This is a genomic window from Cupriavidus taiwanensis, assembly GCF_900250075.1.
Lineage (GTDB): Bacteria > Pseudomonadota > Gammaproteobacteria > Burkholderiales > Burkholderiaceae > Cupriavidus > Cupriavidus taiwanensis_C.
Genome location: NZ_LT977072.1, coordinates 295686 through 308333 on the forward strand (window position 1 = coordinate 295686; position 12648 = coordinate 308333).

Annotated in this window: 12 protein-coding genes; 3 read left to right on the plus strand and 9 right to left on the minus strand. The window is 63.5% G+C overall.

Translation table 11 applies throughout. The features are described from left to right. Positions 1 to 7 precede the first annotated feature (7 nt). The 3 genes from CBM2588_RS30150 to CBM2588_RS30160 all read left to right on the plus strand — a co-directional run bounded on the left by CBM2588_RS30150 (position 8) and on the right by CBM2588_RS30160 (position 2731). Positions 8 to 1183, plus strand: coding sequence for a FlhC family transcriptional regulator (locus tag CBM2588_RS30150; RefSeq protein ID WP_115683968.1), 1176 nt, complete (start codon positions 8 to 10; stop codon positions 1181 to 1183). A gap of 16 nt (positions 1184 to 1199) precedes the next feature. After that, on the plus strand, positions 1200 to 1535 hold the full coding sequence (locus CBM2588_RS30155; protein ID WP_115683969.1) for a hypothetical protein: 336 nt from the start codon (positions 1200 to 1202) through the stop codon (positions 1533 to 1535). 179 nt (positions 1536 to 1714) lie between these two features. Next, positions 1715 to 2731, plus strand: a complete 1017-nt coding sequence (locus tag CBM2588_RS30160; protein WP_115683970.1) for a CAP domain-containing protein — start codon at positions 1715 to 1717, stop codon at positions 2729 to 2731. A 586-nt stretch (positions 2732 to 3317) separates the two neighbouring features. Here the strand turns inward: CBM2588_RS30160 and pilV are convergent. The 9 genes from pilV to CBM2588_RS30205 are packed head-to-tail and all read right to left on the minus strand — an operon-like array spanning position 3318 to position 12634. Further along, entirely contained in the window at positions 3318 to 4565 is a 1248-nt protein-coding gene (gene pilV / locus CBM2588_RS30165; protein WP_115683972.1) for a shufflon system plasmid conjugative transfer pilus tip adhesin PilV, read from the minus strand. Between the two features lie 7 nt (positions 4566 to 4572). Beyond that, positions 4573 to 5052 (minus strand): hypothetical protein, encoded by a 480-nt coding sequence (locus tag CBM2588_RS30170; RefSeq protein WP_115683973.1) that lies wholly within the window; start codon positions 5050 to 5052, stop codon positions 4573 to 4575. A 36-nt stretch (positions 5053 to 5088) separates the two neighbouring features. After that, positions 5089 to 5589 (minus strand): type 4 pilus major pilin, encoded by a 501-nt coding sequence (locus CBM2588_RS30175; RefSeq protein WP_115683974.1) that lies wholly within the window; start codon positions 5587 to 5589, stop codon positions 5089 to 5091. Positions 5590 to 5622: 33 nt separating this feature from the next. After that, positions 5623 to 6642, minus strand: coding sequence for a type II secretion system F family protein (locus tag CBM2588_RS30180; RefSeq protein WP_231942360.1), 1020 nt, complete (start codon positions 6640 to 6642; stop codon positions 5623 to 5625). A 17-nt stretch (positions 6643 to 6659) separates the two neighbouring features. Further along, entirely contained in the window at positions 6660 to 8465 is a 1806-nt protein-coding gene (locus tag CBM2588_RS30185) for an ATPase, T2SS/T4P/T4SS family (protein ID WP_115683976.1), read from the minus strand. After that, complete coding sequence (pilO2, locus tag CBM2588_RS30190; RefSeq protein ID WP_115683977.1) at positions 8462 to 9721, minus strand: type 4b pilus protein PilO2; 1260 nt, start codon at positions 9719 to 9721, stop codon at positions 8462 to 8464. The genes CBM2588_RS30185 and pilO2 overlap by 4 nt, the downstream gene beginning before the upstream one ends. A 3-nt stretch (positions 9722 to 9724) precedes the next feature. Then, positions 9725 to 10462 carry a type IV pilus biogenesis protein PilP gene (pilP, locus tag CBM2588_RS30195; RefSeq protein ID WP_115683978.1) on the minus strand — a complete coding sequence of 246 codons (738 nt, stop codon included), beginning with the start codon at positions 10460 to 10462 and terminating at the stop codon, positions 9725 to 9727. Positions 10463 to 10478: 16 nt separating this feature from the next. Continuing rightward, positions 10479 to 12140: a type II secretion system protein GspD gene (locus CBM2588_RS30200; protein WP_115683979.1), complete on the minus strand. Its 1662-nt coding sequence runs from the start codon at positions 12138 to 12140 to the stop codon at positions 10479 to 10481. Further along, positions 12137 to 12634: a toxin co-regulated pilus biosynthesis Q family protein gene (locus tag CBM2588_RS30205; RefSeq protein ID WP_115683980.1), complete on the minus strand. Its 498-nt coding sequence runs from the start codon at positions 12632 to 12634 to the stop codon at positions 12137 to 12139. The genes CBM2588_RS30200 and CBM2588_RS30205 overlap by 4 nt, the downstream gene beginning before the upstream one ends. Between the last annotated feature and the right edge of the window lie 14 nt (positions 12635 to 12648).

The following is a 12648-nucleotide window of genomic DNA, read 5'->3' on the forward strand; positions in this document are numbered from 1 at the left end:
ACGACCCATGCAATCGCTTTCCCCAACCGCTGAGTTCGAGCGCCTGCAACTTACCCGGATGACGTGTGATCGTATTCGCTCGGCTAACTATCACCTCACCGACCACCTGGCCGAACTTCTGGGGGCACATCCCGAGCTTGAGCAACCCCTGCACATCAGCAAAGCCGCCGTCGATCGGGTGCGCAAAGCTGAGGCGACACAGCGAGACTTGATGGGCACGCCGTTCCTCGTTGTCGTGCCCACGCTGTCCGAAGTACAGGATTGGCGGTGCCTGGCCGAAAATACTACAACGACCCTGGCCGTCGACGCATTGCGCTCGCAGATGCCCATCTGGAGCAACGACGACAAGCTCCGGTTGTTCTACAACAATCGCCATTACATCTGGCTGATCGTTGAACTGCTGCACGTCAGCATTCTGGCCGCGCCGCTTCTCGGAATCACCAAGGAGCTGGCAGATTACCTGCGATCTCTCCCGCAGCATGTGCTCGACATGGCCATCGCACGGGTCGACTTTCCGATCTTCCGCTGGCGCTTGCATAGCAAGACCTTCTGGGTCGACTTCGACTCGAAACGGCTGGGACCGGATTCCAATGGCCATCACTTCCTCGCCTCTACGCCGATGCGCGCCGACCGTATGGCAACGAAGCATAGCTGGACCAATCTCAGGTTGGAGCCGTTTCAAAAGAAGGTGTACAGCGAGATGATGGTTCGTAGTCACTGCCGAGCTTCCACAATCACGTCCCTGCTGGGGATTACCTCCACGCGCACGCGAACGCTCTTTCAACAGATCCATGGGAGGTCCTCGCCATCGGGGCAGCTGCCTACCTCGACCGCATGGTACTTCGAGCATCCGACGCATCGGCTCCAGGCGACCATCATGGTTTCGCTATACCGCATCGCATTGGCCTTCGGAGCCAACGTCCCCGAGGCCTTCATCTCAGCCTATAACCTCTTCGACAAGTTCTTCGGAACTACCTCGAAAATCTCAGCGGACCGTGCGTGCCACATTTGCCGGACCATGTCCACCGACGCACAGCTGGAACTCGCACCCTGCAGGGTCTGCAGGACCCCCTATCTCATTGCGAATACTGCGCCGCGCATTGAACTAAGCCATGCGTTCTCCTGCCCAGGCTGTAGCGGAACGTTGGGTGGTCACGGTGGATCTCTTCGTCGTCGCAAGTAAGCGAAGGAAATTTGGAATGCACACCTTCATCCTTTTCGTCTTGCTCTTTGTGGTACCCCCGATTCTGGCCTACCGACTGGCTCGTCGTTGGGGCAGGAGCGGCTTCAAATGGGCGGTGATTTGCTTTTGCACGCACTACTTCGGCCTGCTCCTACTCATTCTTCTGCCGTCAAAGGCGACGCCGACGCTTCAGAACTATCGGCTTGCAAATCCTCAATGCGCAACGAAGCACGGGATGTGCTGCAACTCATGCGGTTCCCGCAGCATTCGCATCTGGCGCAAGCAATGGATGCTTACGGTGAAGCAGTACCACGTCTGCAATCACTGCGGTCAGACGCTCTACACCACCTGATCAGATACCCCCCAACCAGGGGGGTCAAGTTCTCGCTAAGCTTGCCGTCCTATCTCCTGTCCGATCGTGTATTCTCACGCCCGGCTGGGGATTGGCGGCACTTGACTTCTTGCGCAGGCCGGTAAGCTAAGAGTAACGGTCGATCCCCGGCCGGTCCAAAGTCAGAGGAAGAAAAGAACATGCAACAATCCAAACTCGCTCTCTCGGCCCTGGTCACGGCCATGACGCTCGCTCTCGCCGCGTGTGGCGGTGGTGGCGGAGGTGATGACGGCGGTTCCAAGCAAGAGCCTAGCACCCCGACCGCGCCGACGACGCCGCAAGGCCCGACTTCGGTGCCGCCTTCGACCACCGTCACTCCACCGACGTATGCAACGACTGACGCGCGGTTGGCAACCTTTAACGAAGTGAACGACTACCGCCTCAAGATGGGTGTAGGCGCGTTACGTCAAGATGACGCATTGGATAAGGCAGCAGACAGCCATCTTTCTTACCAGAAGGTGAATTCAGATTTCGGGCACGACGAGATTGCTGGAAAGCCGGGATACACAGGGGTCACTCCTTACGACCAGGCAGTTGCTGCTGGAGCTATGTCGAACCAGTGGATTGCGCAGGTATCTGATCGGTCCGCCTTCTGCGTTGATAGCTTCAAGAATTCGATCTATCACTTGCAAGCTCTCACCAGCAATCAGGAGACTATCGGTATTGCGAACCGCGATAGCCTCTGTGTCATTAATTTCGGTGTAGTCACCGGAGCCAACGGAAGCGGTTATGGGCTTCCCACATGGGGCGGTCAACAATTGACCGAGACGGCCTTCGCTTATTCCCCTATCGATGGGGAGAATGTTTGGGGATCGTTTATTCCTGCGGCAGAGTCGCCGAATCCTGCGCCGGACCTCTCCACCGCAGGTCATCCCATCATGTTCAGGGTCCCGTCTGCGAAGGCGTCCGATGTGCTGACCGTATCCAGCTTCTCGCTCGCGGGTCCCGGTGGAGTCGCTATTCCGGTGCGCATCCTGGTTCCGACGAACGCGAAACCCGGCTCCGTAAGTAGCGCCATCGAAGACGCCCGTCTCTATTCGGGTGTCGCATTCATGCTCCCGACGCAGCCGCTTCCGGCTGGAACCTATACTGCTACCTTTAGCGGCGCTCGAAACGGCGTAGCCGTCAGCAAGACTTGGAGCTTTACAGCGTTCTAGGCTGACAACCACTGAGAACAGACTAAGCGTCTGCAAGACACGAGCCCGCGATTGCGGGCTCTTTCACGTGGTGCGGTCCCTCGGGTGTTAGTTGCAGACTTCGTAGAACGCAGTATCGCCGTAGTTTCCGTTGCCGAGCTCCGACCTCTTCCAGGCACCCAAGCGGTATTGGGTCGCTGCAAGAGCGGCCATCGCCTTATTGTAAAGATCCTGTTGATCGGCGATTTCCCAGTGCGACCAAATTCTGGACCACACCGGTGTATAGCCCCCATCGTAGACGGCAATTCCCTGGCCAGCGCAGCCACCATCGGCCGAGCAGTCTCCCATAGACCCGATCGCGATAGCGACTGTTGGGTGCTGAAACCGGCACGCTGGAGGGGGAGGAGGCGGAGGGGGCGGCGTCGGCGCGGGTTCTGGTACGCCACAGTATGGCAAACCGTTTCCCCGCCGCAACCACTGCTGACCGGGCAGACAATCGGCAACGGTCATTGGCGGTGCGGGGAACGAATACAGTTGCGCGCTCGTTCCGGGAATACATGCGATGAGACTGCACGCCAGGATGAAGCGTTTCATTAGTTTTTCCTTGCTAGTACATGCAGCCAGTCGTAACGGTTCCTACCAACTGCCCACCCAGCGCGCCGACATCGTTCCCGCTATACCAAGCCGCCGGCGAGATTGCATTCGCCTGCGCATACCAATAGGTGCCATAGTCGTTCATCGAGAAGTACGTGCCTTGAATCGGGGGCATGACGTTCCCTGTAATGTTCACCATCTGCTGCTTCGGCGTGTAGAGCGCCCATGCGGTGCCGCCCGGACAGTAGTCCTTGCCGAACGTCATCCCGTCGGTCACGTTGTCGTACTTTCGCGTAACGGACATATTGCCGAGCGCATTGTTCAGCGTCACATAGCGATTGCCCTTGCAGATGTAGCCGACATTGGTCGCACCCGTCGCCAGCTGGCCGCTGTTGGTGCACGCCATCCCTTCGTAGATGTTCGCCACCGCGGTGCCGATAGGCTGCCAGACGCCACCGAAGCAGATCACGAAGCCCGTGCCGGTGTTGCTCCTGCGCGTGGATGGTTCCACGTTACAGGCCGAGCCGGTCACGGCGGTGTTCGTGATGTAGGTCTCGCCATTGCTCGTCAGCGCCGTTGTGGTAGTCACGCGCCTTGCGTTGTTCACGTCGTTGCCCCCCATGTCGAGGGAGGTCTGCATCCGGTTCAGTTCGGGATGACCTGGCACCTGAACCCGATAGAGGTAGCCGCTGTTGGCCTGCGTGCCGGTAAAGGCGAGCAACGAAGCCAGCCGACCGCTTCCGGGGTTGGTGTAGTTGGCCAGCGGCACCTGCCAGGCGCCGTAGGCGCCATAGGCATTGCTTGCCACCATCGTCGGGTCCCCGTTCTGCCCCGGATACGGCACGAACCCACCCTGCGCGCCGGCCTGGGCCGCGATCTGCACCAGCTGGCGCGTGTCCGAGATCGGCCTTCCGCCCTGCGACGTCACCAGTGCCTGCAGCGTGTTCGGCGTGGGCTGAAGGACCTGGAGCAGCCAGGTCTGCCCGAATACGTTCGTCGCGGAGAACCCGGCTGGCAGGTACCCGCCGTTGATGAGCATCGCCGGGGTGACCGAGACCGGTACGCTGGCAGTGGCCTGCGCGGCAAGTGTGGCGGCTTCGTCCTGCACGAACTGCAATGCCGCCTTGTCGAAGACCAGCATTTGGCTGGCCGCGGCCGCCGTCTGCACGTTGGTGACACCGGCTTTTGCCCACGTCGCAAAGCCGGCGATGCTCAGCATCGACAGCATCAGCGCGACGAGATAACCCAGTATGGCTTCCATTCGAGTCTCAGGTATTCAGCTGGACCCAGTGGACCAGCGTCCCAACAGGAATTGACGCCGGCACGCTGTAGGCCGTGCCGGTCGCAAGATTGACGGCGGTGCCCTGACTGCGGACACGGAACCACGCCACGCTGCCTTCGGTGCTGTTCAGCAGCACCGCGCCTGCGCCCGGAGCGACGCGCACGAATCCATAGACGTCCCTGCCGCCCGCCGGGTTGGCCACTGCCATGCAGCCGGCACCGGCAGGTGCGACCATCCCGGCCGGCAGCATGGGAGCCACGCTCGCCCCGACGAGACCGGGCGTGGCGCCGGCGGTCGAGACGCACGCGGCGCCATAGGCCTGTGCCTGCTGCGCGGTCACTGCGGCAACGGACTCCATGCGCCCGGGCACGCCAGCGCCGGGGACAGCCTGCGACAGCTGTCGGCTCTGCGCCACGATGCCCATGCAGAACAGCACCGTGGCTAACGGCAGGATGAGGTATCCCATGCTCGTCTCCAAGATCCCGGCGTCACGCCGCGAACATCACTGGAAGGTCAGCGCAAAGGCCGCGGTGGCACTGCAGGCTGCTCCAGCGGTAACCTGGTCCGGCAGGTTGCCCTGGTCGAACGTCGTCGTGCCAACCGTCAACGTCACGTAATCCTTCAGGCCAAGTGCCGCGCTCACGCACTGCTTTGCCGTCTGTGCGTTGCCGCCACCGAAGGAAATCACGCCCCGCGAGCCATTGTTTGCCGAAGCGAGCGTGACCGCATTTCCCCAGGGATCGACCAGCGCATTGCCGCGGACCATGTCGGTGGGAAACATGCCGCCGGTGATCATCGCTGCGATGTTTGCCGTCGTGAAGTTGGTATAGCCGTTGTTGCCTTGGGAGAACCCGGCACGGGCGTTAGTAATCAGCTGCGTGATATTGGTTGCCACCACGCTCGCCTTGTGGTTCTGGAACCCGTTGTAGCCGGCATAAGCGATGCCTACCAGTGCAAGCAGGCCCAAGACAATGGCGACGACGCGCCCGAGAATGCCATCCATGTGAAACTCCTATGCTGTTGAACACGCCAAGATTTAGAACTTGCCCATCGACGACGTGAGGATCGATGAGAGAGAGTTGGAGCCCAGTTGCAGCACTACGAAGGCGAGGAACATCAGACCGGTGAAGGCCGCCGACATGACCATGCCTTTGGCGAGCAATTGCCGCTCGATGACCTCCGCGTTCTGCCGCACGGCGACCGTGATCTTTTCGGTGAAGTCATCGAACCCAGCATACGCACCGATTTCGTCAATCAAGTCCATCGACGGGAAGCCATACCCGGTCTGCCGCATCGCCTCCGCCAGGTCCAGGCCGTCGGTAAGTCCGAGGCGGATGGGCTTGAGTCGTGACGCCATCCATGGCGAAGCGGTCTGGATCTGCCCCTCCAAGGCGACCACGTCAGGCACGTTCGCCCGCAAGAGCGCTACAAACGACCTGAGCCAGGTGAATCCGTTGATCTCGCGATACACCGTAAAGGGAAAGACATGCTGGTCAAGGAAGCGCCTGCCCGAGCCGTTCCATCGGGGTAGCGCCCACCAGCTCCATATCGCATAGGCACCCAGGCTCCCGAACAGGACCGGCGCAGGCCACCCCACCGCCAGTTGACCCATCCAGTACATGGCATAGGCCCAGTCCGTCCACTGGTCCAGCGGCACGAAGTCCAGAAACTGCGGCACGATCTGGGCACCGATCAAGAGCAGCACCGCGTATAGCGTCAGCAGGTACACCGTTGGGGCAAAGAAGCTGGCCTGCAACTTCTGACGCAGCCGGGTTGTCTGCTCGCGCACGTCAAGGACCAGACGCATGGCCTCCGGCAACTGCCCGGCACGTTCGCCCGCATCCAGCACGCTGCGCTCCAGATCGCTGAGCCCCGCCCCCATCGCCGCCATCAGGGTCATGCCGTCCCGGACCTTTCGGGCGACGTCATGCGCGGCCTCTGCCGCTCGCTCACGCCCCCGTCGGGCCAGCCGCTCGCGGAAGTCCTCCAGAATCTGTGCGAGGCCGAGTCCGTTTTCAAGCTGGCTCGATGCCTGCTGGTACAGGCGTCGGCGCATGCTCCAGGATAGTCCGCTCATAGCTCGTCCCTGTTTGGTATCGCGTCAACACTGCGTTCGGCATCGACCGGCGAGAGGCGGCCCGCCAGTACGAGATCCATCGCATGTGAGATCATGGGCTTGTCGGCGCCGGCGCGCTTGCGATGCTTTCGTCGGGCTACCAGCACCCCCTCCTTGATGCAGTCCTGCATCAGGTCCTCGCTTGTCACCACGACTTCGGCCACGGCTTGCTGGCCGACGATGGCATCGCCATGGCAATGGTCGCAACCTGCGCCGCGCACGCGCACTTCCGACAGATCGCCCCATGTGCGCATGGCACGCAGCATGTATTCCGGCAAGCGTTCCGGCGCATGCTCCAACTTCACGCTGCATTTCGGACAAAGCAACGGAACCACGCGCTGTGCAATCAGCCCGATGATCTGGTTGTGGTTGCAGATCACCTCCATGGCCAGACGGACGTGGTCCAGCATCACCAGACGGGAGAACGTTTCGAAGGGATCGGTCACGTGCAGGGTGGTCAGCACCAGGTGACCGGTCGCCGCGGCTTGCAGCGTGGCCACCGCTTCCTCGACACCACGGATTTCGCCGAGCAGGATGGCATCCGGGTCCATTCGCAGCGTCATGCGCAGCATCTCGGGGAAGCGTTCGCTCTCCGTGGTCAGCTGAATCGCCCAGTCCATCGGATACTCGGTCGGGTTCTCGATCGTGACGAGACGCTTCTCGGGGAACATCCTGGCCTGGTGCCGCGTGCACTCGAAAAGCGTTGTCGTCTTGCCGCTGCCCGTCGGGCCTGTCACAACCACCACGCCCATCGGCCGGCGCAGCAATTGCGAGATCAGTTCCACCTGGAGCGGCGTATATCCCATCTGGCCGAGCATGAAATCGCCCGAAGGGCTATTCGGCGTGCTCAGGTCCAGTCGCTTCGCCGCCTCGATGGCGTCAGCCTTGCGTGCGCCTTGGTGGTGCTCGCGGTACTGCAGCCGCGCCACGAGGAAGCCGCCGCCGCTCTCCACTGGATAGGCGGGCCCTCGGACAATCCGCACGCTCGAGAGCCCGGTGCCAGGCAGTGCATCGCCCGCAATCTGTGCGTCCTGCACGTCCAGAGGGTTGTAGGTCGCGGCTTTCACGGTCGCCAGGCCGGTATACATGGCACGCACCAGCCGTTCCCCCTCCTCCCGTCTCATGGAAAGCGCGCCGACCGTACGCAGGTCGCCCTGCACGCGTACCTGAATCTCGGTATGGTGCTCACGCACCAGGACGTGGATATCCGAGGCAATCAGTGCGGCGCAGTCGGCCACCAGCCGGCGCGCGAGGCTCAGCGTCTGGAGGTCGGCGTCCAGCTGCTGGCCAGAGCCGCGCTGCTGGCGCAGAACCGCCAACTCCTGGGCGGAGACTTTGCGCACCTGAGGCGCTGCACCGCTGCGCCGCACCTTGGCTTCCCACGTCAGAAAACGTGGGGTGCCGAAGTGGCGCGCATCCACGTATATGTCACATGCGTGCACGGCAAGGGCCTTCTGGACGGTCTCACTGGTGAGCCCATGGTCTAGGGCGAGGTCTTCCACGTAGAGGCCCGTTTCCGCTACGCGTTGGCGCAGCGCTGCAGCCTCGTCCGGCGCAAGCAGGTTCAACGTGCATGCGACCTTGTCGAAGCTGCCCACGAGCGTGCGGGGGTAGAGGATATGCGGCGCCAGCACCTCGGGCGGGGGCGGCAGCGTCAGCATGTCGGACTTGACCGATGGCTCCGATCGCGTAGCGACGGTCGCGGCGCGGTCCCCCTTGCGAGCGGCACCGCCCCACAGGCGCGAAAGTGTCCCGATCATCATGGCTTTCCTTGGTGTTGAGCCTGGGGAGCGGGGGCGGCAATTCCGTTCCGTTGGGCGTACAGCTTCCCCACCCCTTTCCATGTCTGGGTCGCCGCTTCATAACTGACTTCGGTCAGCCGCAAGCCAGCCACGTTGTCGAGACCAGCGCCCATGCCCAGCCACGGCGGCGTGCCGAAATTGATGTCCGCGGTCATCACAAGCCATGGATCGACAGGCGTCTTGCCATCCGACGGAAGCAACGCCGGCGGCATCGTGACCTGCAGCGCCATGCCGCGCGCCTGCGCATAGGTCCAAATCGCGCGCTGGGCCTCGCCAACGGCGGCGATCTCGGACGGGGACGGCAGGAAAGCCGCCCGGGCAACGGCGGTTGCGTTCGCCTGGTTGCCGTCCGCCGACAACGAGCCGGGCGCGTTGGCAGCCACGCCCCCTTCTCGCTTCCAGCTTGTCTCGATATGCAGCGTGGTCGCCGTCGCCGGCTTGCAGCGCCAGGCAGCCATCGTCCAGCCACTCTCGGCAAGCAGCTGCCCATCCCATGCCCGCCGGCATGCCTGCAGGAAAGCCGACGGGGATGCTTCCTCCACCCACGGCAGTGTTCGCGGGCGAGCGGCTTCGTTCAGGCGCTGCGCAGCGGCGATGGCGCGATGGCGCGCCCGCTGGGCCTCGCGCTCGGCTTCCTGCTGCATGTCATACCAATACCAGCCACCGCCGGCAATCGCACCGACCGCGCTCACCGCGGCCAATGCATAGGCGGTTGACCGCCAGGGCCCCGTCAGCACATCGTGCATTGCGGAAACGCCCTTGCTCGCGCGCGCCATCGCGGCGAGGTCGCGCAGGGTGCCCTCGACCTCGGTCCAATCGCCCAGTGCACGATGGCGGGCGCGGATTGTGTCCAGCTCCTCGATGGTGCCTACCCGATCACCACCCGAGATGATGGCGTGGCCCTGTCGAACTGCGACATACCAGTAGAGGCTGTCCTGCAGGTGAAAAAGGCCCATCCATGGCTGCTGATGCTGGCCGGCCACGATAGCGGCGAGCGGCTTGACAGCGGAAACCTTGACACCCGCCATGGGTTCGCAAAAACCACTCTGCACGGCGCCTTCGGCGCTCTGGTGCACGATCCCCCAGCGGAAGTGGCGGCCGAGTGCCATCGCGCTCGCGCGCACGGCGCTCTTGCTCGGCTGGACCTCCTCGTGCTGCCAGGTCAGCCCAATGGCGAAGGCACCTTTCAGCCCAGGAAACGACAGGATCTGCGCCATGACTCAGGGCCTCAGCGTACGCACGCGCTTGCCGTTGGCGATCTTGACGCCCCCATCGTCGATGCTGACCACCTTCCAGCCACCATCGAGCGCGTCCCCGGCCACAACCGGCACAGTGCGCCCGTTGACATCGACCACCGCGTTGAACTGGCCGTCGAACGCGCGCAACGACACTAGCCTGTGTGCGTCGCCCGCCTGGCGCGGCATCCGTTCTGCAACACCTGCAGTCGGCACCGGCCCGGAGAGGGAGATAGCCGGCGCTGCTCCGGCAGGTGCCGCGCCCTGGGAAGCCGACAACAGCGATTCTTCCGCCCGTTTCACTTCCGCCTTGTATTTCGCAATCTCGGCCCGGGCCTTCCACAACGCAATCTGCGACTGCAACGCCGCGAGTTCCGATGCCTCGGTATGCCGGAGCGACGCGGCCGCGTCGACAGCCGCCGCCGCAGTGGCGGACGCCGCAGCACTCACTGCTGCCGGCGCTACAGCGCTGGCGCCGGACGGCTGCGCAGCCGGCGTGGACGCGGGCGGCGCGGCCTCCTGCTGCGATGTCGCCGGCCGCGCTGTTGGCTGCGCCGCCGGCTGTGATGCCGGCTGCTTACGACCGGCCGCTGCGATCGCAGCGGAGATGGGGTCGGACATGGAAGACGCCGCGTTGGCCGAACAAGCCACCGATTGCAGCAACACTGCTGCGATGGCCACCCCGAACTGAGTGCAACGAAGGTTGAATGGGCGATTCTGCATGGGAATGTCCGAAGTCTTACAGCAAGCGGGCTGAGATCATGATCGCGATGACGGTGTCGCCCCGCGTCGCACCGACGCCGCCCCCGAGCGCCGCCATCCACGGCTCACCCACGCCGTTGTTGGTGGTCGCCGCCTTCTGGTTGCGCAGGCCGGTGAGCACCAGGGATTCACCAGGCTTCAGCGTGATGGACTGCGTGAAGCGGTTGGTCGGCATCGTCCGCAGCTGCACGCTGGTCTGGTTGGCAGAGCCGCCCGAGTTGAACGGCTGCAGTGGCAGGAGGTCCGAGAGCGTCATGTCGAAGTTCATCAGGATCCGGCCATCGACGACCTTGGGCAGGAAGTTGACGGTGAAGCCATAGGTGACGGTCCCGGTCTGAATCGAACTGGTCGAGCCGACATTCGCGGCCAGCGTGGTTTGCGCCTGTGCAACATAGTCCTGCAGCGTTGCGGTCTGCAGCGCCAGGACCTTCCCGTTCTGCGTGACGCCCGAGCGCGACACCACCTGCGACACGTTGCCCAGCGTCGAGAGCGCCTGGACGACGGCCTTGCTGCCGGCAAACGGCCCGCTCATGATGGTCACGCCAAGGTTCATCGGCGACGCGCCGCCGGCGACGTTTGGCATGCTGGCGGAATTGAACGTGACACCGGGTTGCCCGCTCGAGCTCCGGTACGCGAGGGACAGGTTCAGGCCATAGTTGTCCTCGCGCGTCACGCGAACCTCATAGACCTGCACGTCGATGGCCACCTGCTTGCCATACATGGCGGCCAGGCTCTTGACGAACTGTTCGATACGATCGCACTGGGCCGGATCGCCGGTTACCGTGAGAGTGCCCAGGTGCTTGTCCACGACAACCTCGGCGCCGGCGCCAGCAACGGCCTTCGCGGTGACATGAAGGGTCTCCCACGGCTTCATTTCGACCGACATGCTCATCGACTGGCCGCTGCGCCCCGCCCCGCTCCCGCCATTGCCTGCCCCGGTAGCGCCGGCCCCTGCCATGCCGCTCGAGCTGCTGTCCGTCGTGGTGATCGATCCGTTCATCGAGGACGAATCCGCGAGGCTCGGCAGCATGAAGGTGCGGGTTTCCGTCTTGAAGAACGTCACCGTGCCGTCGTTGTAGCGAGACCAGACCCCGAAATGCGCTTCGACGGCTTCCAGGAAGCCCTTGAAGCTGCCCTCGTACCGCAGGGTCAGCGGCACCGCCGCGGCCGCGGGGCTGGCCGAGCCCGCAGCGACACTGAGCGGAGCGCCCAGGTCCACGCGTGCGGTGCCGCCCATCGGAATCGGCCCACCCGGGCGACCAGCCCCTGCGGGCTGCACCACCGGGGCCGCACTGGACGCCACCGAGGCGACGGCCGAAGGATCGACGGTCGAGCGTACGCCGACACTTTGCGCAATCCAGTTGGCGGCTTCGTTCAAGGAACCCAGAGTCCCCTTGAACACTACGTGCTTGCCGTAGATATCCGGCTGCGGCTTGCTGGCGCGGATCTTCTCACCCAACAGCCAGGCGCCTTCATGCACCCGGAACACCGGCCGACTGCGCGGGGCGTCGGCGTAGCGCGCATGCGCCTCGCTATTGATGGTGTTTTGAATCTGGCGCGTGTCCATCACGCCGCAGCCAGAGAGCAGTGTGGCCGCCGCCACGGCCGCCGCGGTATAGCGTTTGCTTTGCATCTTCATTGTACGACCCCGTTTTGGCTGATAATCACGGTGCGGTTGCCGCGCCAGCTGTCGCCCACCACGTCGGCGCCGTTGTTGGCCAGCTCTTCAACCACACGCTTGACGGCGAGCTCGAAGTCACCCCCATAGTCCTTGTCGCCCGGCACGATCCAGCCATCGGGGACATTCCAGACCACCGTCCAACCCGCGCGGGCAGCCCATTTCTGCAGCTGCTGTTGCAGGGGCTCGCCTTTGACGAGGCGGTAGAGTTCACCGATCACCGGGGGTGCACTTGCTGCCGCTGCCGTCGACGGGCCGGCACCGGCCGTTGGCGAGGCGCTGTTCGCCGCCACCAGCGTGCGGTCGGCCGCCGCTGGATTCGCGCGAGCGGGTTGCAGCGACTGCCAGCCGTCGTTCAGCAGCTGGGCGGCGTGCAAGGCCGGCGCGATGAACAGACCGCTCAGAAGCGAGGCCGCAGTCAGGACTATGCGGACGGTGCGTTTGGGGTGGGACATAGCTATGGTCTCGA